Below are 22089 nucleotides of genomic sequence, written 5' to 3'. Positions count from 1 at the left end.
GACGTGAAAGGCCCCCCTTGCACTCGCAACCCCCTAGCCGCACACGGCGCACCATCCTGCGGGCGACGGCACTCGCCGTCGCCGTCGCTGCGGTGGCGTCCGGCTGTGCCAGCGACACGGTCCAGCGTGGGTTCCTACCCGGATACGACGACGGGGAGGTGACCAACCAGACCGCACGGATCACCTCGTTGTGGAACGGCTCCTGGATCGCCGCGCTCATCGTCGGCATCATCACGTGGGGCCTGATGCTGTGGTGCGTCGCCGCCTACCGCAAGCGCAAGGACGACCACGTCCTGCCGGTCCAGACGCGCTACCACCTGCCGCTCGAGATCATGTACACGGCCGTGCCGATCCTCATGGTCCTCGTCCTGTTCTTCTACACGGACCGCGACATGAGCGCGATCCAGGACAGGGACGTCGAGTCCGACATGACCGTCCAGGTCATCGGCAAGCAGTGGAGCTGGGACTTCAACTACGTCGACGAGGACGTCTACGAGACCGGCCAGCACCTGGCGAACGTCGGCGAGACGCTGACCGAGGAGGCCGCGATTGACGGCGCCCCCGGCACGGGAGAGGTGCTGCCGACGCTGTACCTGCCCGCCGGCGAGAGCATTCGGTTCGTCCTCGACTCGCGCGACGTCATCCACTCGTTCTGGATCCCCGCGTTCCTCTACAAGCAGGACATGATCCCGCACCGCACGAACGAGTTCGTCGTGACCCCGGAGCGCGAGGGCGTCTACGCCGGGAAGTGCGCCGAGCTCTGCGGCGAGCACCACTCCGGCATGCTGTTCAACGTCGAGGTCGTCGATCGCGCCGAGTTCGACGCGCAGATGGAGGCGCTCCGCGAGAAGGGCCAGGAGGGGCAGATCCCCGTCGAGGGCTTCAGCCGCCTCCAGGACCCGAACCCCGTCGCCGCTACCACGGAGGGTGAGCACTGATGGTCGCGCAGGCCGAAGTCATCCCCGGTCTCGCGCCCCGGCGCCAGACCCTCGGGCGGACCGTGATCAAGTGGGTCACGTCCACCGACCACAAGACGATCGGGTACCTCTACCTGATCTCGTCGTTCATCTTCTTCTGCATCGGCGGCCTCATGGCCCTCGTGATCCGGGCGGAGCTCTTCGAGCCCGGGATCCAGCTCGTGCAGAGCAAGGAGCAGTACAACCAGCTCTTCACGATGCACGGCACGATCATGCTGCTGCTGTTCGCCACCCCGCTCTTCGCGGGCTTCGCGAACGTCATCATGCCGCTGCAGATCGGCGCGCCGGACGTCGCGTTCCCGCGGCTCAACATGTTCGCGTACTGGCTCTACCTCTTCGGTGGGCTCATCGCGTCGGCCGGCTTCTTCACGCCGCAGGGTGCCGCGTCGTTCGGCTGGTTCGCGTACGCGCCGTTGTCCAACACGACCTTCAGTCCAGGGCTCGGGGGAGACCTCTGGGTCTTCGGGCTAGCACTTGCAGGCTTCGGGACGATCCTCGGTGCGGTCAACTTCATCACGACGATCATCACGATGCGCGCTCCGGGCATGACCATGTTCCGGATGCCGATCTTCACCTGGAACACGCTCGTCACGAGCCTCCTGGTGCTCATGGCGTTCCCCCCGCTGGCCTCGGCGCTGTTCGCGCTCGGCGCGGACCGACGCCTGGGTGCGCAGATCTTCAACCCCGAGAACGGGGGCGCGATCCTCTGGCAGCACCTGTTCTGGTTCTTCGGGCACCCTGAGGTGTACATCATCGCGCTGCCGTTCTTCGGCATCGTGACCGAGATCCTGCCGGTGTTCAGCCGTAAGCCGATCTTCGGCTACAAGGGCCTGGTCTACGCGACGATCGCGATCGCGGCGCTCTCGGTGACGGTGTGGGCGCACCACATGTACGTGACCGGGGCGGTCCTGCTGCCGTTCTTCGCCTTCATGACGATGCTCATCGCCGTCCCGACCGGTGTGAAGTTCTTCAACTGGATCGGCACGATGTGGCGCGGCAAGCTCACGTTCGAGACGCCGATGCTCTGGTCGATCGGCTTCCTCGTCACGTTCCTCTTCGGCGGCCTGACAGGGATCATCCTCTCGAGCCCCGCGCTGGACTTCTCCCTGTCCGACTCGTACTTCGTCGTGGCGCACTTCCACTACGTGGTGTTCGGCACCGTCGTGTTCGCGATGTTCGCGGGCTTCTACTTCTGGTGGCCGAAGTTCACGGGCCGGATGCTCAACGAGCGCCTCGGGAAGATCCACTTCTGGCTGCTGTTCGTGGGCTTCCACACGACGTTCCTCATCCAGCACTGGCTGGGTGTCGAGGGCATGCCGCGCCGGTACGCGGACTACGCACCGTCCGACGGCTTCACCTGGGAAAACCAGGTGTCGACCGTGGGTGCGTTCCTCCTCGCGGCGTCGACGCTGCCGTTCCTCTGGAACGTGTACACGACGTGGCGCAACGCGCCGAAGGTCACCGTGGACGACCCGTGGGGCTACGGGCGGTCGCTCGAGTGGGCCACGTCCTGCCCGCCGCCGCGGCACAACTTCACGTCGCTGCCGCGGATCCGTTCCGAGTCGCCCGCCTTCGACCTGCACCACCCCGAGGTCGCGGCGATGGACCACGCCGAGCCGAACCCCAACGTCCTCGAGCAGGTTTACGGCGAGGCCGACCGGCGCGGTGAGAAGAGCGTGGCGCTGGACCGCCTGAGCGGCAGCGACGAGGCCGCGAGCCACTCCACGACCACGACGATCATCGACGAGCCCGGCACCACGGGCCCCACGGACGAGGAGACGGGCAAGTGAGGGTCGAGTACAAGCTGTTCCTCTACGGGACGCCGTTCTTCGTGCTGGCAGGAGTCGTCTACGGGTTCATGAGCGGCTGGGAGCCGGTAGGTTCCGTGGCCATCCTCCTCACCGCGGGCCTCGTGGCGATGATCGGCGCCTACCTGTGGCTGACGGGCAAGCGGATCGACGACCGCCCCGAGGACGACCCGGACGGCCTCGTCGAGCAGGGCGCCGGCGACCAGGGCGTCTACGCGCCGTGGAGCTGGTGGCCGCTCGCGATCGCCTCCGCCGGTGCCATCACGTTCCTCGGCCTCGCCGTCGGCTGGTGGCTGGTCTACGTCGGCGTCGCAGTCGGCGCGATCGCGCTGGTCGGCTGGGTCTTCGAGTTCTCCCGGGGGCAGCACGCCCACTGATCGACCCCTTCCCGCCAGCTGGCGGAAACCGACGTCGGGCCCGGCTCTCCTCGCGGAGATGCCGGGCCCGACGTCGTCGACCTGCGGCGGTGTCACGGGCCGTGACGCGAGCGCGGCGAGGTGCCGAACCCGGGGTTGAACGTCACTGGAGCATCAGGGCGATGCGTAACCCGGGGTTCGGGAGGGCAGGATGCCGAGAACGTCTTGGGGGCCGTCATCCGATGGATAACGGCCCCCAAGACGTTCTCGTCGTTGGCAGGCGGTGTTGTCAGGCCCTGTTCTCAGGCGGGGACGATGAGTCCGGCGGTCTGGGTCTTGGCGCGCTGGAGGCGGGCCTCGGCGTCGGACCAGTTGACGAGGTTCCACCAGGCGGTGACGTAGTCGGCGCGCACGTTCTGGTAGTCGAGGTAGTAGGCGTGCTCCCAGACGTCGAGCAGGACGATGGGGGTCAGGCCGAGGGCGATGTTGCCCTGCTGGTCGTAGAGCTGGACGGTGATGAGCTTCTGGCCGATGGAGTCCCAGGCCAGGATGGCCCAGCCGGAGCCCTGGACGCCCGCGGCGACGGCGGCGAACTGCTTCTTGAAGGCGTCGAACGAGCCGAAGTTCTCGTCGATCGCGGCGCCGATCTCGCCGGTGGGCTCGCCGCCGCCCTCGGGGGAGAGGTTGGTCCAGAAGGCGGAGTGGTTGACGTGGCCGCCGAGGTTGAACGCGAGGTTCTTCTCGTGGAGGTTGATCGCGGCGAAGTCGCCGGACTCGCGGGCGTCGGCGAGCTTCTCGAGGGCGGTGTTGGCGCCGGTGACGTAGGCCTGGTGGTGCTTGGAGTGGTGCAGCTCCATGATCCGCCCGGAGATGTGCGGCTCGAGCGCACCGTAGTCGTACGACAGCTCGGGCAGCGTGTAGACAGGCATGCGGATCTCCTCCTGGTTCGGGCCACCGCAGGCCTGGTGCCGGCACGGCGGCTGGTCGACGGGCGAACGGGAGCGGTGAAGTCACCAACCCCCGGAGACGCCGATGACCCGCGACCAGCCCTCGGAACTCCGAGAAGCCGTGTCGCGGGTCATCGTCCTACTGTGCAGGAACGTCAGGGTCGACGCTCGTCGGCACCGCCCTCGGGCTCGACCAGGTCACGTCCACCACCGACGGCGGCACCTGTCTCGAGCTCGGCGTGGGAGCCGCCCCCGAGCGCGTCGTGCTCGCCGTGCGAGTGGGCGGCCGCCAGCTCGGCAGGCGTCACCGGCTCGACACGGTCCTCGTAGAAGAACCGCGAGAGCCGCTGCAGACGCTTGTCGCTCTTGTAGCCCTTGCGCCGCACACCGCGGGAGTCGGTCGCCGGCTCGATCTCGAGCGGGGCGTGAGCCGGGTAGTTGACGCGCAGCCAGCGCTCCTGCTCGTCGAGCGGGCGGTGGACCTCGATGTACTCGCCGTGCGCGAACCGGACGATACGTCCGGTCTCGTGCCCGTGGAGCACGAGCTCGCGGTCCTTGCGCTGGAGACCCAGGCAGATGCGCTTCGTGATCCAGTACGCGAACCACGGGCCGACGAAGAACAGGATGCGGAACACCCAGGTGATCGTGTTGATCGACATGTGGAAGTGCGTGGCGATGAGGTCGTTCGACCCGGCGAGCGCCAGGATGATGAACGCCGTGAGGAACGCGACGCCCAGGCCGGTGCGGACCGGGACGTTGCGCGGACGGTCGAGGACGTGGTGCTCGCGCTTGTCCTTCGTCACGGCCGCCTCGAGGAACGGGTAGACGAACAGGAACGTGAACAGCAGACCGGGGACCACCACGGCGGGGATGAGGACGTTCAGGGGGACCGTGAAGTCGCCCCAGGTGACGAACTCCGCCCCGCCTGGCATGAGGCGCAGAGATCCCTCGAGGAACAGCATGTACCAGTCCGGTTGGGCGCCCGCCGACACCGGTGACGGGTCGAAGGGACCGTAGTTCCACACGTTGTTGATCGCCATCGTGCCGCCCATGAGGGCGAGGATGCCGAACACGACGAAGAAGAAGCCGCCGGCCTTGGCCACGTACACCGGGAACAGGGGGAAGCCGACCACGTTCTTGTCGGTGCGGCCACCGCCGGGGTACTGCGTGTGCTTGTGCAGCACGACGAAGAAGAGGTGCAGGGCGACGAGCGCCAGGATGAGACCCGGCACGAGCAGGATGTGCACCGTGAACAGTCTCGGGATGATGTGCTCGCCCGGGAACTCGCCGCCGAAGATGAAGTACGACAGGTACGAGCCGATGAGCGGGATCGCCTTGACGACGCCGTCGGTGATGCGCAGGCCGTTCCCCGACAGGACGTCGTCAGGCAGCGAGTAGCCGGAGAAGCCGGCGGCCAGCCCCATGATCATGAGGAGCAGGCCGACGATCCAGTTGACCTCGCGCGGCTTGCGGAAGGCGCCGGTGAAGAAGACGCGCATCATGTGCGTGACGATCGCGGCCATGAAGACGAGCGCCGCCCAGTGGTGGATCTGCCGCATGAGCAGACCACCGCGGACCTCGAACGACATGTGCAGCGTCGACGCGAACGCGTCGGACATGAGCACGCCGTCCATCGAGGCCGGCTCACCGTGGTAGGTGACGAGCGACATGCTCGGCACGAAGAACATCGTCAGGAAGATGCCCGTGATGATGAGCACGATGAACGAGTAGAGCGCGATCTCGCCGAGGAGGAACGACCAGTGGTCGGGGAAGACCTTGCGCGCGAACTCCTTGACCGCCGAGCCGATGCTCGTGCGCTGGTCGAGGTAGTCCGCCGCCTTGCCCGCGCGCGTGGTGGGTGCGGCACCGCCGGCGCGGGCGGTCGGTGCGGCGTTCCCGGTGCTGGTGGTCACTTCAGACGCTCCCAGAAGCTCGGACCGATGGGCTCGTGGAAGTCGCTCTGCGCGACCAGGTAGCCCTCGTCATCAACGGTGATCGGCAGCTGCGGCAGGGGCCGCTTGGCGGGGCCGAAGACCACCTTCGCGCCGTCGGCCACGTCGAACGTCGACTGGTGGCAGGGGCACAGCAGGTGGTGCGTCTGCTGCTCGTAGAGCGCCACGGGGCAGCCGACGTGCGTGCAGATCTTGGAGAACGCGACGATGCCGTCGTACGACCAGGTCTCACCCTCGGGGGACTGGTCGGCGTGGAGGTCGCGCGGGTCGAGACGGACCAGGAGGACGACGGCCTTGGCCTTCTCCGTGATCCACTCGTGGGACTGCATCTCCTCCTGGGAGGCCTCGGGGATGATGTGCACGACGGAACCGATGGTCACGTCAGCCGCCTTGATGGGCCGGCCCGACGGGTCGATCGCGAGGCGCGTCCCGGGCTTCCACATCGTGTGCTTGAACTTGGAGACGTTCCAGTCGCCGCCGACGCTGCTCACGAGCGGCACCGCGATGGTCAGCGGGAAGAGCGCGAGGGCGGAGATCACGGCGCCTTTGAGGACCCCGCGGCGGGCGATCCCCGAGTCCTTCACGCCGGCCTCGAGCTCGGCGAGCGCGCCGGCACGGGTCTCGTCGTCGCTCGCGATCGCGTGGCGCTCGTCGACCTTCTCGTGGTCGGACATGAGCGTCTTGGCCCAGTGCACGGCACCGAGGCCGATGCCGAGCAGCGCGAACGCGATGGCCACGCCGAGGGTGAGCGTCGAGAGACGGACCCCTGCCGTGGTGCCGTCCGGCGGCAGCGCGAAGTAGACGACCATCGAGGCGATGGTGCCGATCACGGAGATGCCGAACAGGGTCGCGGTCTGACGCTCCGCACGCTTCGCGGCACGCGGGTCGCGGTCCGCCTGGCGGCTCTTGTGCTCCGGCAGGCCCGGGTCCGGGAAGGTCTCGAGGGTGCCGTGCTCCTCGCGGTGCCCGACCTCGCGGTGCGAGGACTCGGGCGAGCGCGGGTTCTTGTAGTCGCTCACGAGGACTTCGCTCCGATCCACACTGCGGCCCCGATGAGGAGGCCCATACCGACGATCCACGCCCACAGGCCCTCGCTGACGGGGCCGAGCGAGCCGAGGCTGAGGCCACCGGCCGAGCCCTCGCGCTGGTCGACGAGGAACGCGATGACGTCGCGCTTCTCCTCGGGCGTCACGGTGGCGTCGTTGAACACCGGCATGGACTGCGGACCGGTCAGCATCGCCTGGTAGATGTTGCGCTCGGAGGTGTCCCACAGCGGAGGCGCGAACTTGCCCTCCGACAGGGCGCCACCGGCTCCGACCGCGTTGTGGCACATGGCGCAGTTGGTGCGGAAGATCGCGGCACCGTTGGCGATGTTGCCGAGCTCGGCGTCCACCTGCTCGTCCGTCGGGATCGCCGGGCCGGCGCCGAGCGAGGCGACGTAGGCGGCGAGCTGGGCCGTCTGCTCCTCGTCGAACTGGCGCGGCTTCTGGAGTGCCTGCGGTCCGTCCATCTGCATGGGCATGCGGCCGGTGGACACCTGGAAGTCGACCGACGCCGCGCCCACGCCGACGAGCGACGGGGCGGACTCCGTGCCCTCCGCGTTCGGGCCGTGGCACGTGGCGCAGTTGGCCTGGAACAGCTTCTGGCCGGTCTCGATGTCCTCGGTGCTGGCGGTCTCGGCGTTCGCCGGGGTCGGGGCAAGGGCGGCGTAGACGCCACCGGTGACCAGCAGCGCCAGCAGCAGCAGCACGACCGGCGCGAAGCGGTGGTGTCTGCGGGCGGCGAGTGCCTTCACGAAATGATCCTCGTCTCGCAGGTGGGGGAGCAGGGGGCGGGAGATCTGGCGGCGGACGGAGCCCGGAGGGACGTCAGCGCAGGATGTAGATCACGAAGAACAGCGCGATCCACACGACGTCGACGAAGTGCCAGTAGTAGGACGTCACGATGCCCGTCGTGGCTTCGTGGTGCCCGAAGTTCTTGGCCGAGAACGAGCGGCCCAGAAGGAACAGGAAGGCGATGAGTCCGCCGACCACGTGCAGGCCGTGGAAGCCCGTCGTGATGTAGAAGACCGAGCCGTACGGCGTGGACGAGATCGAGACGCCGTGCTCGACGAGCTCCGCGTACTCGAAGACCTGGCCGCCGATGAAGAAGGCGCCCATGAGGAACGTCAGCGTGATCCACTCGTTCATGCCCCAGCGGTTGATCTGCCAGATCGAGCCGGTGCGGACGGGCTGGAAACGCTCCGCCGCCATCACCCCGAGCTGGCACGTCACCGACGACAGGACCAGCACGATGGTGTTCGTCAGGGCGAAGGGAAGGTTGAGCTTCTCTGCCTGTGCGGCCCACTCCTCGGCAGGCATCACCGAGCGGACGGTGAAGTACATGGCGAACAGGCCGGCGAAGAACATGAGCTCGCTGGCCAGCCACACGATCGTCCCGACCGAGACGGGGTTCGGTCGGTTGACGCTCACGTGCTGATGGGCGTGGGGGGCAGCCGTTGCGGTCGACACACCAGCCATTATGGCCGACGACAGGGTGGTTCGCGGCACCGGGCGTGCCACCCGGAGGCGGTGAATCTCACAAAGTCTCCAGATCTTCCCACGCGGACCTGCACTTGGTGACGGATCCCCGTGAAGTGCCATGAAATCGGCGCGCCCCGCCGCTGGTCAGCGGGCGGACGACTCCCTGTGGAACGAGCGTCCGGGGGTGCTGCGAGGACCCCGGACGTGCCAAGATGCCAGCGTGAGCCGGGCTCCCTCGCCCGTCCGCTCCGACCGCCGAGGACGAAGGTGACGGTGACGACGATGACGACGACCGTGACGACCACGCACGGGGACGCCGCGGCGCCCCAGGCGCGCGCGCCGCGCATCCTGCTCTACAGCGACGACGTGAGCGTGCGCGAGCAGGTGCGGCTCGCCGTCGGGCGCAGGCTGCGAGCCGGCAGCCCCGACATCGAGTGGCACGAGGTCGCCACGTCCGACGCCGTCGTCTCCGCCGCCGACTCGGGTGGCTGGGACCTGCTCGTGCTCGACGGGGAGGCCGACAAGGCCGGCGGCATGGGCCTGTGCCGCCAGCTGAAGAACGAGATCTACCGCTGCCCACCGGTCCTGGTCCTCACCGGCAGGCCGCAGGACGGTTGGCTAGCATCGTGGTCGCTCGCCGACGACGCGGTGCCGCGTCCGTTCGACGCGGTGGAGCTGCAGCGCGCCGTCGCCGACCTGCTGGGTGCCGCCGGCACCCCGTGACCGACCAGCCGAAGGGCAGGACCTCGTGACCGCCACCTCCCATCCCGCCAGCACGACACCGGGTCCGACGGGAGCGACGCGGTCGTGGCCGGCGATGCTCGCCGGTCTCGTCGCGGGACGGGACCTGTCGGTCGACGACGCGGCGTGGGCGATGGACCAGGTCATGTCCGGCGAGGTGTCCCCGGTGCGCCTCGGGAGCTTCCTCGTGGCGCTGCGGGCCAAGGGCGAGACGGTCGCCGAGCTGACCGGGCTCGCCGACGCGATGCTCGAGCACGCCAGCAGGTTCACCGTCGAGGGTCCGTCCGTCGACATCGTCGGCACGGGAGGGGACCAGGCCCACACGGTTAACGTGTCGACGATGGCCTCCCTCGTCGTGGCCGGCGCCGGACCGCGCGTGGTCAAGCACGGCAACCGGGCCGCGACGTCCTCGTCGGGCGCGGCGGACGTGCTCGAGGCCCTCGGGATCCGGCTCGACCACGGTCCGGAGCGCGTCGCGCGGATCGCGGACGAGGCCGGCATCACGTTCTGCTTCGCGATGGTGTTCCACCCGTCCATGCGCCACGCGGGCGTCGCCCGCAAGGAGCTGGGCATCCCCACCGCGTTCAACGTGCTCGGTCCGCTGACGAACCCGGCGCAGCCGCCGGCCGCGGCCATCGGGGTGGCCGACCGGCGCATGGCGCCGCTCATCGCCGGGGTGCTCGCGGCGCGCGGCACGTCGGCACTCGTCTTCCGCGGCGACGACGGCCTCGACGAGCTCGCCGCGACCGGGACGGCGACGATCTGGGAGGTGCGTGACGGCGCGGTCGTCGAGCACCGGCTCGACCCGGTCGCCGACCTCGCGCTCGAGCCCATCACCGTCGAGGACCTGCGGGGCGGGGACGCGGCGCACAACGCCGAGGTCACGCGCCGGTTCCTGGACGGCGAGCCCGGTCCCGTGCGCGAGACCGTCCTGCTCAACGCGGCCGCGGCGCTCGTCGCGGACGCGACCCTCCCGGGCACGACGGACGGATCGCTCGTGGAGAGGCTGCGGGCGGCCTACGAGCTGGCCGCCGCGAGCGTCGACTCGGGCGCCGCTCGCGGGGTTCTCACGCGCTGGGCCGAGGCGGCCGCCCGGGACTGACCGTCAGTCGTCGAGCCCCAGGGCGAACGCCTGCTCGAGGTCGACGTTGGAGTACGCGCGGAAGGCGATGAAGGTCTCGGTCCGGACGACGCCGGCGACCTTGCTGATGCGGTCGGCGATCACGTCGGCGAGCTGGTCGTGCTCCTGCACGCGGACCATCGCGACGAGGTCCGCCTTGCCGGTGACCGAGTAGACCTCGCTGACGCCCTTGAGGTCGGCGACCTCCGAGGCGACCTCCGGGATGCGCGCGGGATCGGTGTCGATCAGGACGATGGCGGTGAGCATGGTTCCTCCGGGGACGGGTCGTCGTCGTGCGCCCACTCTACGACCGAGCCTGCGGCGTCTGCGGGCACGCCGTGCCGGGCCACCTCGCGGGCCGTGACGGCGGGATCGACGTGGGACCGGGCGGAACGCACGGGGGAGGTCCACGTGCCGGTCACCTCGACGAGGCGCACCCCGGGCTGCTCGAGCCACGCGAGCACGATCTCGGCCTCGTGGGGGTGGCACGCCGGGGCGGGCGGCACGGGCGCCGCGACGCTCTCCGCTGTCGCGACGAGCGCCCGCACGAGCGGCCACGGGTCCTCGCCCGGAGGGCTCACGCCCGTCGCGGCGAGGCGCGCGTGGCGGACGACGACGATCTCCCACCCGCCGTCGTCCGTCTCGCGTGCGGCGACGAGCTCCTCGCACGCGGACAGCGGGGCCAGCCGCTGCGCCCGCCCCGCACCGGCGAGGAACGCCCGGAGCCGGTGCGTGACCTCGCCCGCCTGCTCGTACCGCTCGTCCTGCGCGAGCGCCGAGATGCGCCGGCCGAGCTCGGCGACGACCTGCGACGGATCCCCTTCGAGCGCCCCCCGGACGGCTTCGGCGACCGCCGCGTAGCCCGCGTCCGGCGTCCTCGCGACGCAGGGCGCGGAGCAGCGACCCATCTCGGCGAGCACGCACGCGCTCGCGCCGCTGCTCGCGACGACCGGCAGGCGCCGGCTGCACTGCCGGATCGGGAAGGCGTCGTGGAGCGCGTCGACCGCGGCCTGGGCCTGCTTGCCCGACGCGAACGGGCCGATGTGGGCGGCCGGCGCCCGCACGTCGCGCACGACCGACAGGCGCGGGTACGCCTCGTGGGTCAGCCGCACCCACGCCATGCGTTCGGGGTGGCGCGAGCGCCGGTTGTACCGGGGCGAGTGCTCGGCGATCAGGCGCAGCTCGCGCACCTGCGCCTCGAGCGGCGTCGCGCACACGACCGGGGTCACGGCGTGCGCGATGCGGACCATCTCGGTGATGCGCGCACGCTTCTCCGACCGGGTGAAGTACGAGCGCACCCGGCGCCGGATGGAGGTCGACGTCCCGACGTACAGCACCTCGTCGCCCGGACCGCGGAAGAGGTACACGCCCGGCGCGTCCGGCAGACCGTCCGCGAGGTGGCGCTTGCGCCGGACGTCCTGCGGCACGGGGTCGGTCGCGGTGGCGAGGTCCTCGAGGTGCGTCACGCCGAGGGGGCCGAGGCGGCCGAGCAGGGCGTGCAGCACGTCGACCGTCGCGCGCGCGTCGGCGAGCGCGCGGTGGTCGGGCGTGACGGTCGCGCGGAAGAGCGCCGCGAGCGTCGAGAGCTTGTGGTTCGGCGCCTCGTCGCGCGTGACGACGCGCCGCGCGAGGGGCACGGTGTCGAGCACCTGGTTGCCCGGCCACTCGTACCCGGCCGCGGCGCACGCTGCCTTGAGGAACGACACGTCGAACGGCGCGTTGTGGGCCACGAGGACCGCGTCGCGCGCGAACTCGAGGAAGCTCGGCAGGACCGCCTCGATCCGCGGTGCCGTGGCGACCATCGCCGACGTGATCCCCGTGAGGCGCGCGACGAAGGCCGGTACCGGCCGTCCCGGGTCCACGAGCGTCTGGAACTCGCCCAGCACCTCGCCGCCGCGGACCTTGACGGCCCCGATCTCCGTGATGCCCTCGGCGGCCGGCGACCCGCCCGTCGTCTCGAGGTCGACGACGACGAACGTCACGTCGCTCAGCGGGGTGCCCAGGTCCTCGAACGACGCCTGGACCGGCGACCCGACGGTCGCCGCCGCTGCTCCCGCCGGACCCGTCCGGTGAGGCGACAGCAACGGGCTCGGTGACATGGCGGGAAGGCTAGCCATGCCCTCCGACAGACGACGGCCCCGGACGACGACGGCCCCCCGGATCGTGCCGGGGGGCCGTCGCCAGGAGCGGTGGCAGGTCAGCGCACGGGGGCCGCGCCGTCGGCGTAGATCGCGTCGACGTCGGCGGCGAAGGCCTTGAGCACCTCCGAGCGCTTCACCTTGAGGGACGGCGTGAGATACCCGTTCTCGACGGTGAAGTCCGTGGTGAGGACGGTGAACTTGCGGATGGACTCCGCCCGCGAGACGGCCTGGTTCGCGCGCGTCACGGCCGCGTCGAGCGCCGCCAGGACGTCGGCGTCCTTCGCCGCCTGCTCGACGGTCAGCTCGCCCTTGCCGTGCATGGCGGCCCATCCGGGCAGCCCTTCCGGGTCGAGCGTGACGAGCGCCCCGATGAACGGCTTCTGGTCGCCGACCACGACGCACTGCGACACGAGCGCGTGCGCGCGGATCCGGTCCTCGAGCATCGCGGGCGCCACGTTCTTGCCGCCGGCGGTGACGATGATCTCCTTCTTGCGACCGGTGATCCGCAGGAACCCGTCCTCGTCGAGCGAGCCGAGGTCGCCCGTGCGGAACCAGCCGTCGTCGAACGCCTCCTGCGTCGCCTGCTCGTTGCCGTGGTAGCCGCGGAACACGTGGTGCCCCTTGAGGAGGATCTCGCCGTCCGCACCGATCCGCACGGCGCACCCGGGGAGCTGCGTGCCGACCGTGCCGATCCGGGTGGCCGACGGTCGGTTGACCGCCGTGGGCGCCGTCGTCTCGGTGAGGCCGTAGCCCTCGAGGATCCGGATCCCGATGCCGCGGTAGAAGTGCCCGAGCCGCTCGCCGAGCGGCGCACCGCCCGAGACGGCGAACTTCGCGTGCCCACCCAGCGCGTGGCGCAGCTTCTTGAACACGAGCGCGTCGGCGACCTTGTGCTGCACCTTGAGGCCGATTCCGGGGCCCTTGGGGTCGTCGAGCGCGCGCGAGTACGCGATCGCCGTCGCCGCGGCCCAGTGGAAGATCTTCAGCTTGCCGCCCGCGGCCGCCTTCTGCTCCGAGGAGTTGTAGACCTTCTCGAACACGCGCGGCACCGAGAGGATGTAGGTCGGCTTGAAGGTGCCGAGGTCGGCGAGGAGCGTCCTCGTGTCCGGGGTGTGGCCGAGCACCGTCCCGCCTGCCACGACCAGCACGCCGATGAAGCGTGCGAACACGTGCGCGAGCGGCATGAACAGCAGCGTGCGCGCCCCGGGCTGCTTGAAGACCTCGGGCACGGCCTCGACCGCGTTGACCGTGAGCGAGTAGAAGTTCTCGTGCGTCAGCTCGGCGCCCTTCGGGCGACCCGTCGTGCCCGAGGTGTAGATGATGGTCGCCACGTCGGCGAGGTCGGCGAGACCGCGTCGGCGCACGATCTCCGCGTCGTCCACGTCGGCGCCGTCCGCGGTGAGCGTCGCGATCGCCCCGCTGTCGATCACGAGCACGTCGCCGAGCGACGGTGCTCCCTGCCGCACCGACTCCGCGGTCGCGGCGTGCGCCTCGGTCTCGACGACGAGCAGACGCACGTCGGCGTCGGACAGGATCCACTGGACCTGCTCGGCGCTCGACGTCTCGTACAGCGGCACGGGCACGGCGCCCGCGGCCCACGACGCCCAGTCGAGGAGCGTCCACTCGTACCGCGTCCGCGACATGATGCCCACCTGGTCGCCGGGCTGGACGCCGCGCGCGACGAGCCCCTTCGCGACGGCGACGACCTCGGCGTCGAACTCCTGCGCGCTGAGAGCCTCCCACGCCCCGCCCGGGCCCGTCGGGCGTTCCACCATGGGTGCCGCCGGGTCGGCCGCGACGCGGCTCGCGAGAAGGTCGTTGAGGTTCTTCGACGGATCGACTTCGACGATCCGTGGGGCGCTGATCTCGTCCATGCTGGCTCCAGTGGCAGTAGTCGACGGTGGGAGAACCCTACCCAGTGGCGGTGCGTGCCGCGGACCACCGGATGTCGGTAGGCTTCAGTCGCTGTGCGCTGCTTGCGCAACGTTTCGCGCGTGCGTGGAGTTCCGGCCCGACGCGTCCTCGCGTGCCCGGCCGCGGGCGCCCGGCATCGGCTCGGTCAGCGACATCTAGCGAGTGAGGACGGGACATGCACGCCATCGGTGTGGACATCGGCGGGACGAAGATCGCGGCCGGCGTCGTCGACGAGACGGGTGAGATCCTCGCCCAGACGCGTCGCGACACCGAGCCGGACGACGTCGCGAGCATCGATCGTGCGATCGCCGAGGTGTACGCCGAGCTGTCCGCCGACCACGAGGTCGGCGCCGTCGGCCTCGCCGCCGCCGGGTTCGTCAGCCCCGACCGCACCTCGGTGCTCTTCGCGCCGAACATCGCGTGGCGCGAGTACCCCCTGGCGCGCAACGTGCGCGACCTCATCGGGGACGACGACGTGAGCATCGTCGTCGAGAACGACGCGAACGCCGCCGGCTGGGCCGAGTTCCAGTTCGGCGTGGCGCGCGACGCGAGCGACATGCTCATGCTGACCGTGGGCACGGGGCTCGGCGGCGCGATCGTCGTCGACCGTCAGCTCGTCCGCGGCAAGTGGGGCGTCGCCGCCGAGGTGGGCCACATGCGCGTCGTGCCCGGCGGGCACTACTGCGGGTGCGGGCACGAGGGCTGCTGGGAGCAGTACGCCTCCGGCACGGCGCTCGTGCGCGACGGCCAGGGCGCGCTCATCGCGCAGCCCGACCGCGCGCGCCGCCTCCTCGAGCTGTGCGGCGGCGACGCCGACAAGCTGACGGGCCCCCAGATCACGCAGGCCGCGCAGGAGGGGGACGACCTCGCCGTCGAGCTCCTCGCGAACCTGGGCCGCTGGATCGGCGAGGGTGCGGCCTCCGTGACCGCGCTGCTCGACCCGGAGCTCATCGTCATCGGCGGCGGCGTCGGCGCGGCGGGAGACCTGCTCCTCCAGCCCGTCCGCCGTGCGTTCGCCGACCAGCTCTCGGCCCGCGGACACCGGCCCGAGGCGAAGATCGAGCTCGCCGAGCACGGCAACGAGGCCGGCATCGTCGGCGCGGCCGATCTCGCGCGCCGCTGACGTGACCGCGGGCGGGGCGGTCCGGCGACCTCCCCGCCCACGGCACGGTCACACGACGGCGCCCGGCCCCCGGTCGTCGTCGCGCCGGTGCGGCATGCGCCACAGCAGCACGGCGAGGCCCGCGAGGAAGGCGAGCCCGCCCACCTGTGCCACGACGACCGGGAACGGGCGCGCGACCACGAGCAGCACGAGCAGGACCACGGGCACGCCGACGACGAGCGACCACGCCATCGTCAGCAGCGGGTCACGACCGAGGACGAGCGGCGGGTCCGGGGGCACGAAGTGGCTCTCGGCCTCCTCGAGCGCCTCCACCTCGGGCGTCGCGGGCCAGTCGCGCGGCCCGGACGGCTGGACCCACGGGGCGACCGGGACGGATCCGAGCACGTCCCGCCCGCGCGGTGCCTCACCGGTGGCCGACGGTGTCCGGCGGCCCGGGGCCTCGCCGTCGCCCGGGGCAGGGCGGACCGGGCCCGGGTCGAGGTCGGACAGGTCGCCGAGCTCGGCGACGATGCCCGCCCAGCGTGCGTCCACGTCCAGGTTCTCGTCGCCCTTCTCGGCGGGTGCCCCGGCGGTGGCCCCGTCGTCGCCGGGAGCGGGCACGGCGCTGCCGGGACCGGTGACGTCGGTCCCGTCGTCGGGGTCGGTGCGGTCGGGGTCCGGACGTTCGGTGCCGGCGGGCTCGGGCGTCCCGTCCGGGGAGGGCTCCGGGACGTCGTCGGGGGGTCCGGCGTCCGGCTGGGCATTCGGTGCGGCCATGACAATCACTCTAGAGTCGGATGCACGTCCCGTGCCGGGACCCCGCGAGGAGGAACGTTGTTCTACTGGTTCATGAAGCAGGTGATGGTCGGGCCCCTGCTCCGGGTGCTCTACCGTCCCTGGACGCGGGGCGTGGAGAACGTGCCGGACTCCGGCGGGGCGATCCTGGCGAGCAACCACCTCGCCGTCATCGACTCGTTCATCCTCCCGTTGGTCCTGGGCCGCAAGGTGCAGTTCCTCGGGAAGTCCGACTACTTCACGGGGACCGGGGTCAAAGGACGCCTGACCGCGGGCTTCATGCGCGGGGTCGGCACCATCCCGGTCGACCGTGCGGGCGGCAAGGCGAGCGAGGCCGCGCTGAGCACCGGCCTGCGCGTCCTGCGCGACGGCGACCTCTTCGGCATCTACCCGGAGGGCACGCGCAGCCCGGACGGCCGGCTGTACCGCGGCAAGACCGGCGTCGCGCGCCTCGCGCTCGAGTCCGGTGCGCCCGTGGTCCCCGTCGCGATGATCGGGACCAACATCGCCCAGCCGATCGGCAAGGTCATCCCCAAGCCCATGCGCATCGGGATCGTGGTCGGCGAGCCGCTCGACTTCTCGCGCTACCGCGGCATGGAGAACGACCGCTTCATCCTGCGCTCGGTGGCGGACGAGATCATGTACGCGATCATGCGGCTGTCGGGGCAGGAGTACGTCGACATCTACGCGGCGACGGCGAAGGCCCGGATCGCCGCCGGTCACCAGGAGGTCGAGCACGGCGGAGGTGCCCCCGGCGGGCGTCCCGTCCCCGACGTCCAGGTGCCGGAACCGCCGTCGGAGCCCGACGCCGCGTCAGTAGACTGAGCCGGGCTGACCGGACCGCGAGCACCGCGGTCCGTCGCCGGCCTCGTGGCGCCCACCTCCGCCGTCGCCCGCGCGAGCACGACGGGCGGCAGGGCCGGGCGCCAGCAGATCCCGTCCCACGGATCCCGTCCCACGAGAGGTTCTGAGTTCACATGTCGGTTCGTCGCGTCGCCCTCCTCACCGCGGGCGGCTTCGCCCCGTGCCTGTCCTCCGCCGTCGGCGGGCTCATCGAGCGGTACACCGAGCTGGACCCGGAGATCGAGATCATCGCCTACCAGTACGGCTACCACGGCCTGCTCACGGGCACGAAGATCGTCGTGGACGACGAGGGCCGCAAGCAGGCCGGTCTCCTGCACCGCTTCGGCGGCTCCCCGATCGGCAACTCGCGCGTCAAGCTGACGAACGCGAAGGACTGCGTCAAGCGCGGTCTCGTCCAGGAGGGCCAGGACCCGCTGCAGGTCGCGGCCGAGCAGCTCAAGACCGACGGCGTGGACGTGCTCCACACCATCGGCGGCGACGACACCAACACGACCGCTGCCGACCTCGCGGCCTACCTGCACGACAACGGGTACGAGCTCACGGTCGTGGGCCTGCCCAAGACGATCGACAACGACGTGATCCCGATCCGCCAGTCGCTCGGCGCGTGGACCGCGGCCGAGGAGGCCGCGGGCTTCGCCGCGAACGTCATCGGCGAGCACCGCTCGGGCCCGCGCATGCTCATCGTGCACGAGGTCATGGGCCGGCACTGCGGCTGGCTCACCGCGGCGTCGGCGGCGGAGTACCGCAAGTGGCTCGACGCCCAGGAGTGGGCCCCGGCTCTCGGGCTGACGCGCGAGCGCTGGGACGTGCACGCCGTCTTCCTGCCTGAGCTCGCCCTCGACATCGATGCCGAGGCGGAGCGCCTCAAGGCGATCATGGACACGCAGGGCAACGTCAACATCTTCCTGTCCGAGGGCGCGGGCATGCACGAGATCGTCGCGCAGCTCGAGGCCGCGGGGGAGACGGTCGAGCGCGACCCGTTCGGCCACGTCAAGCTCGACACGGTCAACCCCGGCCAGTGGTTCGCGAAGCAGTTCGCCGAGAAGCTGGGCGCCGAGAAGGTCATGGTCCAGAAGTCCGGCTACTACTCGCGCGCCGCGGCCGCGAACGCCGAGGACCTGCGCCTCATCAAGTCGATGACCGACCTCGCGGTCGAGTGCGCGCTGCGCGGCGAGTCCGGCGTCATCGGCCACGACGAGGAGCAGGGCGACCGCCTGCGCGCGATCGAGTTCCCGCGCATCGCGGGCGGCAAGGCGTTCGACGTCACGCAGGCGTGGTTCGGCGAGCTGCTCGACGGCATCGGTCAGCCGCTCGTCGCCGCCGCCCCGGCCGCGCACTGACGCCGGCGGCACCGCGATGACCACCACGAGCGAGCCGGAGGTCGGCACCGACCTCGACCGATTCCGTTCCCTCGTCGCGCTCCAGCAGCCGACGTGGCCGGACGAGGCGGCGCTCGCCGAAGTGCGCGAGCGCCTGTCGGCCTCCGCGCCGCTCGTGGTGCCCGCCGCCGCGGACACCCTGCGCTCCCGGCTCGCCGCGGCGAGCCGGGGCGAGGCGTTCCTCCTCCAGGGCGGCGACTGCGCCGAGACGTTCGCGGAGGCCAACGCCGACCGCATCCGCAACAAGATCCGCACCATCCTCCAGATGGCGGTCATCCTCACGCACGGCGCGAGCATGCCGGTCGTGAAGATGGGGCGCATGGCGGGGCAGTACGCGAAGCCGCGCAGCTCCGACAGCGAGACGCGCGACGGCGTCACGCTGCCGGCCTACCGCGGCGACATGATCAACGGCCACGCGTTCACCGCGGCGTCGCGCGTCCCCGACCCCGAGCGGCTCGTCGAGGCGTACCAGATCTCGAGCGCGACGTGGAACGTCGTGCGCGCCTTCACCACCGGCGGCTTCGCCGACCTGCGCCAGGTCCACGAGTGGAACCGCGGCTTCATGCGCAACCCCGCGTACGCGCGCTACGAGCAGACCGCGTCCGAGATCGACCGCGCGATCCGCTTCATGGACGCGTGCGGCGCGGACTTCGACGCGCTGCGAACGGTCGAGTTCTTCGTCAGCCACGAGGCCCTCGTGCTCGACTACGAGCGCGCGCTCACGCGGTTCGACGCGCGTACGGGCGACGCGTACGACACGTCCGCGCACTTCCTGTGGATCGGGGAGCGCACGCGCCAGCTCGACGGCGCGCACGTCGAGTTCCTGTCGCGCGTCGCCAACCCGATCGGCGTCAAGCTCGGCCCGACGACGTCGCCGGACGACGCGCTCGCCCTCGCCGAGCGCCTCAACCCGGGCCGGGTCCCCGGCCGTCTCACGTTCATCTCGCGCATGGGTGCGGGCCGGGTCCGCGAGGCGCTGCCCCCGCTCGTGGAGGCCGTCGCGCGCGAGGAGGTCCCCGTCACCTGGGTGACCGACCCCATGCACGGCAACACCATCACGTCCGCGAGCGGGTACAAGACGCGCCGGTTCGACGACGTGCTCGACGAGGTCCGCGGGTTCTTCGAGGTCCACCGTGCGGCGGGGACCGTCCCCGGCGGGCTGCACGTCGAGCTCACCGGCGACGACGTCACGGAGGTGCTCGGCGGGTCCGAGGAGATCGACGACGCGGGGCTGGCCCTGCGCTACGAGACGCTCGTCGACCCGCGGCTCAACCACCAGCAGTCGCTCGAGATGGCGTTCCAGGTCGCGGAGATGCTGCGGCGCTGAGAACTTCGACCAGGTCCGTCACCGTCGCCCGGGGGTGCCCCGGGCGATCGTGTCAGAAGACGTTGAGGACGATCGTCGAGCCCTTGGGGGCCGTCCTGCCGTCGCCGCCCGGCGGGTCCTGGGCGTAGACGATGTTGAGCGGGTGGATGCCCTGCGGGTAGCGGATCTCGACCTCGAAGCCCGCGTCCTTCAGGAGCTTCTCGGCGTCCGCGACGTTGCGGGTGTTGGTGTTCGGCACCTCGACGAGCGGCGGGCCGAGCGAGACGACGACCGAGACGGTGTCGGTGCGGACGGCGTCGGTGCCCTGCTCCGGAGACTGCCGCACGACGAGACCGGCGGCCACCGACTCCGAGTACTCCTCGGTGACGTCGACGACGAGCCCTGCGTCCTCCAGGGTGCGGACCGCGGAGTCCTTCTCGGACCCCGTGACCTGGGGGACGACGACCGGCGCCGGTCCGGCCGAGACGGTGAGGACGACGGGCACGTCGTGCCGGATCGTCGAGCCCTCCTCGATCGCCGCGCCGTCGGGGTCGGTGACGGCCATGACCTGGCCTGCCGGCACCTCGTCGTGGTGCTGCGTCACCGGCTCGCCGAGGGTCAGGTCGGCGCCCTCGACGGCCGCCGCGGCCTCGACCTGCGTCGACCCGACCAGACCGGTCGGCACGGTGAGCATCCGCACGCCCTGGGACACCACGAGCTGGACGCTGCCGTCCTTGCGCACCGCGTCGCCCGACGGCGGGTCGGTCGACACGATCGCGCCCGCGGGCACGGTGTCGTCGTAGCGCTCGTCGACCGTCACCTCCAGACCTGCGTCGTCCAGGACGGCGCTCGCCTCCGCCTGCGAGACCCCGGTCAGACCGTCCGGGACGGTCGTGTACGCGCCGGGCCCGGACGTGAACCACCAGGCCGCGCCGCCGCCGCCGAGGGCGAGCACCAGGAGCACGACGAGCGTCCAGACGAGCGCGCGGACGGCGCGCCCACGCCTCCGGCCGCCGTCCCGGGACGGGTGCGGCGGCCCGGGCTGCGTCGTCGGCACCATGAGGTGCCCGACGGCGAGCGGTTCGGTGAGTCCTGCGGCCTCCCGGTCGCGGAGGCTGAGCGTCGCGAGCGAGGCGGTGGGGGCGGGTCCGGCGTCGTCGGCCCCATCGACCCCGTCGGCCTCGTCGGGGGCCCAGCGGGGCACCGCACCGGTCGCGGGGGCAGCTGCCGCGTGCGCCGCGTCGTCGGGCGCGGCGGGCGGGTCCACGCGCCGCTCCAGGTCCGCGGGGTCGAGCGCCGCGCGGACCGAGCGGACGAGGGCGAGTGCCGCGCCGGCGTCGGCCGGCCGGTCCGCCGGGTCGCGCGCGGCGAGCGCGCACAGGAGGTCGTCGAGCTCGGGCGGGAGCCAGGGTGCGGTGTCCGACGGCGGCGGGACGTCGTTGTTGACGTGCTGGAACGCGACCTGGATGGGGGTGGAGCCGACGTACGGCACGGAGCCGAGGACCATCTCGTACGCGAGGATCCCGACGGCGTACACGTCGGTGCGCGCGTCGCACGCGCCGGTCGCGATGAGCTCGGGCGAGAGGTAGGCCACCGTGCCGAGGATCGTCCCCGTCGTCGTGGACGTGACCTCGTTGACGGCGCGCGCGAGCCCGAAGTCCGTCACCTTGAGACGGCCGTCCGCGTCGAGCAGGACGTTCTCGGGCTTGATGTCGCGGTGCACGAGGCCCGCGCGGTGCGCGGCGGCGAGCGCGTCCAGGACCTCGCTCAGCACGTCGAGCGTGCGGCCCAGGGTGAGGGTCCCCTCCGAGAGCATCACGCGCCGCAGGTTCGTCCCCGCGACGTACTCCATGGTCAGGTAGCTCGTGTCGCCGTCGAGGCCCTGGTCGTAGACCGCGACGAGACCCGGGTGCGTGAGCCGGGCCGCGGCGCGTGCCTCGCGCCGGAAGCGCGAGACGAAGTCGGCCCCCGTCGCCCCCTCGGCGAGGTGCGGGTGCATGACCTTGAGCGCGACGTCGCGGTCGAGCCGGCGGTCGACCGCGAGGTACACCGTGGCCATGCCGCCGCGCGCGATGCGCGACACGACCTCGTAGCGCCCGTCGACCAGGCGGCCTACGAGGGGATCGGTCGTCACGGTGGCCACGGTGGCAGTCTAGGCGGCGACC

At 71.3% G+C, this 22089-nt stretch carries 19 protein-coding genes; 9 read left to right on the top strand and 10 right to left on the bottom strand.

Annotation, left to right across the window (positions count from 1 at the left end):
* Window positions 1-17 precede the first annotated feature (17 nt).
* The 3 genes from ctaC to V5D56_RS15635 are packed head-to-tail and all read left to right on the top strand — an operon-like array spanning window position 18 to window position 3162.
* A complete protein-coding gene (gene ctaC, locus V5D56_RS15645; RefSeq protein WP_435736211.1) occupies window positions 18-938 on the top strand; it encodes an aa3-type cytochrome oxidase subunit II in 921 nt (306 codons plus the stop codon).
* Window positions 938-2767 (top strand): aa3-type cytochrome oxidase subunit I, encoded by a 1830-nt coding sequence (ctaD, locus tag V5D56_RS15640; protein WP_435736210.1) that lies wholly within the window; start codon window positions 938-940, stop codon window positions 2765-2767. The genes ctaC and ctaD overlap by 1 nt, the downstream gene beginning before the upstream one ends.
* Window positions 2764-3162, top strand: a complete 399-nt coding sequence (locus V5D56_RS15635) for a cytochrome c oxidase subunit 4 (RefSeq protein ID WP_251151476.1) — start codon at window positions 2764-2766, stop codon at window positions 3160-3162. Before ctaD ends, V5D56_RS15635 begins: the two co-directional genes overlap by 4 nt.
* Before the next feature lie 281 nt (window positions 3163-3443).
* Here V5D56_RS15635 and V5D56_RS15630 read toward each other — a convergent pair whose 3' ends face one another.
* From V5D56_RS15630 to ctaE, 5 genes are all read right to left on the bottom strand, one after another.
* A complete protein-coding gene (locus V5D56_RS15630; RefSeq protein WP_251151475.1) occupies window positions 3444-4070 on the bottom strand; it encodes a superoxide dismutase in 627 nt (208 codons plus the stop codon).
* Between the two features lie 173 nt (window positions 4071-4243).
* The gene (qcrB, locus tag V5D56_RS15625; protein ID WP_435736209.1) at window positions 4244-6001 is read right to left on the bottom strand and encodes a cytochrome bc1 complex cytochrome b subunit; all 1758 of its coding nucleotides are present in this window, start codon (window positions 5999-6001) and stop codon (window positions 4244-4246) included.
* Window positions 5998-7059 (bottom strand): cytochrome bc1 complex Rieske iron-sulfur subunit, encoded by a 1062-nt coding sequence (gene qcrA, locus V5D56_RS15620; protein ID WP_435736208.1) that lies wholly within the window; start codon window positions 7057-7059, stop codon window positions 5998-6000. The genes qcrB and qcrA overlap by 4 nt, the downstream gene beginning before the upstream one ends.
* Window positions 7056-7835: a cytochrome bc1 complex diheme cytochrome c subunit gene (gene qcrC, locus V5D56_RS15615; protein ID WP_435736207.1), complete on the bottom strand. Its 780-nt coding sequence runs from the start codon at window positions 7833-7835 to the stop codon at window positions 7056-7058. Before qcrC ends, qcrA begins: the two co-directional genes overlap by 4 nt.
* A 73-nt stretch (window positions 7836-7908) precedes the next feature.
* Window positions 7909-8559 (bottom strand): aa3-type cytochrome oxidase subunit III, encoded by a 651-nt coding sequence (gene ctaE, locus V5D56_RS15610; protein ID WP_435736206.1) that lies wholly within the window; start codon window positions 8557-8559, stop codon window positions 7909-7911.
* 285 nt (window positions 8560-8844) lie between these two features.
* Here ctaE and V5D56_RS15605 point away from each other — a divergent pair, with 285 nt between their 5' ends.
* A complete protein-coding gene (locus V5D56_RS15605; protein WP_435736205.1) occupies window positions 8845-9285 on the top strand; it encodes a hypothetical protein in 441 nt (146 codons plus the stop codon).
* A 94-nt stretch (window positions 9286-9379) separates the two neighbouring features.
* The gene (gene trpD, locus V5D56_RS15600) at window positions 9380-10405 is read left to right on the top strand and encodes an anthranilate phosphoribosyltransferase (protein WP_435739055.1); all 1026 of its coding nucleotides are present in this window, start codon (window positions 9380-9382) and stop codon (window positions 10403-10405) included.
* Window positions 10406-10408: 3 nt separating this feature from the next.
* Here trpD and V5D56_RS15595 read toward each other — a convergent pair whose 3' ends face one another.
* The 3 genes from V5D56_RS15595 to V5D56_RS15585 form a co-directional block, all read right to left on the bottom strand.
* The gene (locus V5D56_RS15595; protein WP_251151469.1) at window positions 10409-10690 is read right to left on the bottom strand and encodes an Lrp/AsnC family transcriptional regulator; all 282 of its coding nucleotides are present in this window, start codon (window positions 10688-10690) and stop codon (window positions 10409-10411) included.
* Window positions 10669-12522, bottom strand: coding sequence for a DEDD exonuclease domain-containing protein (locus V5D56_RS15590; protein WP_435736204.1), 1854 nt, complete (start codon window positions 12520-12522; stop codon window positions 10669-10671). Before V5D56_RS15590 ends, V5D56_RS15595 begins: the two co-directional genes overlap by 22 nt.
* 98 nt (window positions 12523-12620) lie before the next feature.
* Window positions 12621-14438 (bottom strand): AMP-dependent synthetase/ligase, encoded by a 1818-nt coding sequence (locus tag V5D56_RS15585; RefSeq protein ID WP_435736203.1) that lies wholly within the window; start codon window positions 14436-14438, stop codon window positions 12621-12623.
* 215 nt (window positions 14439-14653) lie between these two features.
* Between V5D56_RS15585 and V5D56_RS15580 the strand changes: the two genes are divergently transcribed.
* The gene (locus V5D56_RS15580; protein WP_435736202.1) at window positions 14654-15601 is read left to right on the top strand and encodes an ROK family glucokinase; all 948 of its coding nucleotides are present in this window, start codon (window positions 14654-14656) and stop codon (window positions 15599-15601) included.
* Between the two features lie 48 nt (window positions 15602-15649).
* Here V5D56_RS15580 and V5D56_RS15575 read toward each other — a convergent pair whose 3' ends face one another.
* Window positions 15650-16357 carry a hypothetical protein gene (locus tag V5D56_RS15575; protein WP_435736201.1) on the bottom strand — a complete coding sequence of 236 codons (708 nt, stop codon included), beginning with the start codon at window positions 16355-16357 and terminating at the stop codon, window positions 15650-15652.
* Window positions 16358-16414: 57 nt separating this feature from the next.
* On the opposite strand from V5D56_RS15575, the gene V5D56_RS15570 reads away from it, so the two are divergent.
* The 3 genes from V5D56_RS15570 to V5D56_RS15560 all read left to right on the top strand — a co-directional run bounded on the left by V5D56_RS15570 (window position 16415) and on the right by V5D56_RS15560 (window position 19945).
* Window positions 16415-17200, top strand: coding sequence for a lysophospholipid acyltransferase family protein (locus V5D56_RS15570; protein ID WP_435736200.1), 786 nt, complete (start codon window positions 16415-16417; stop codon window positions 17198-17200).
* A 152-nt stretch (window positions 17201-17352) separates the two neighbouring features.
* Window positions 17353-18579 carry a pyrophosphate--fructose-6-phosphate 1-phosphotransferase gene (locus V5D56_RS15565; protein ID WP_435736199.1) on the top strand — a complete coding sequence of 409 codons (1227 nt, stop codon included), beginning with the start codon at window positions 17353-17355 and terminating at the stop codon, window positions 18577-18579.
* A 16-nt stretch (window positions 18580-18595) separates the two neighbouring features.
* On the top strand, window positions 18596-19945 hold the full coding sequence (locus V5D56_RS15560) for a class II 3-deoxy-7-phosphoheptulonate synthase (protein ID WP_435736198.1): 1350 nt from the start codon (window positions 18596-18598) through the stop codon (window positions 19943-19945).
* Window positions 19946-19997: 52 nt separating this feature from the next.
* Here V5D56_RS15560 and pknB read toward each other — a convergent pair whose 3' ends face one another.
* The gene (pknB, locus tag V5D56_RS15555; protein WP_435736197.1) at window positions 19998-22067 is read right to left on the bottom strand and encodes a Stk1 family PASTA domain-containing Ser/Thr kinase; all 2070 of its coding nucleotides are present in this window, start codon (window positions 22065-22067) and stop codon (window positions 19998-20000) included.
* Window positions 22068-22089: the final 22 nt, after the last annotated feature.

Origin of the sequence: Cellulosimicrobium sp. PMB13 (assembly GCF_051294865.1) — a bacterium.
Taxonomy (GTDB): Bacteria; Actinomycetota; Actinomycetes; order Actinomycetales; family Cellulomonadaceae; genus Cellulosimicrobium.
This window is presented reverse-complemented; position numbering and strand designations above follow the sequence as displayed.

Excerpts from the sequence above, each read along its gene's own strand:
- ctaD (WP_435736210.1), top strand. The coding sequence starts at position 938 with ATGGTCGCGCAGGCCGAAGTCATCCCCGGTCTCGCGCCCCGGCGCCAG.
- V5D56_RS15630 (WP_251151475.1), bottom strand. The coding sequence starts at position 4,070 with ATGCCTGTCTACACGCTGCCCGAGCTGTCGTACGACTACGGTGCGCTC.
- ctaE (WP_435736206.1), bottom strand. The coding sequence starts at position 8,559 with ATGGCTGGTGTGTCGACCGCAACGGCTGCCCCCCACGCCCATCAGCAC.
- V5D56_RS15605 (WP_435736205.1), top strand. The coding sequence starts at position 8,845 with ATGACGACGACCGTGACGACCACGCACGGGGACGCCGCGGCGCCCCAG.
- trpD (WP_435739055.1), top strand. The coding sequence starts at position 9,380 with ATGCTCGCCGGTCTCGTCGCGGGACGGGACCTGTCGGTCGACGACGCG.
- V5D56_RS15595 (WP_251151469.1), bottom strand. The coding sequence starts at position 10,690 with ATGCTCACCGCCATCGTCCTGATCGACACCGATCCCGCGCGCATCCCG.
- V5D56_RS15590 (WP_435736204.1), bottom strand. The coding sequence starts at position 12,522 with ATGTCACCGAGCCCGTTGCTGTCGCCTCACCGGACGGGTCCGGCGGGA.
- V5D56_RS15585 (WP_435736203.1), bottom strand. The coding sequence starts at position 14,438 with ATGGACGAGATCAGCGCCCCACGGATCGTCGAAGTCGATCCGTCGAAG.
- V5D56_RS15580 (WP_435736202.1), top strand. The coding sequence starts at position 14,654 with ATGCACGCCATCGGTGTGGACATCGGCGGGACGAAGATCGCGGCCGGC.
- V5D56_RS15575 (WP_435736201.1), bottom strand. The coding sequence starts at position 16,357 with ATGGCCGCACCGAATGCCCAGCCGGACGCCGGACCCCCCGACGACGTC.
- V5D56_RS15565 (WP_435736199.1), top strand. The coding sequence starts at position 17,353 with ATGTCGGTTCGTCGCGTCGCCCTCCTCACCGCGGGCGGCTTCGCCCCG.
- V5D56_RS15560 (WP_435736198.1), top strand. The coding sequence starts at position 18,596 with ATGACCACCACGAGCGAGCCGGAGGTCGGCACCGACCTCGACCGATTC.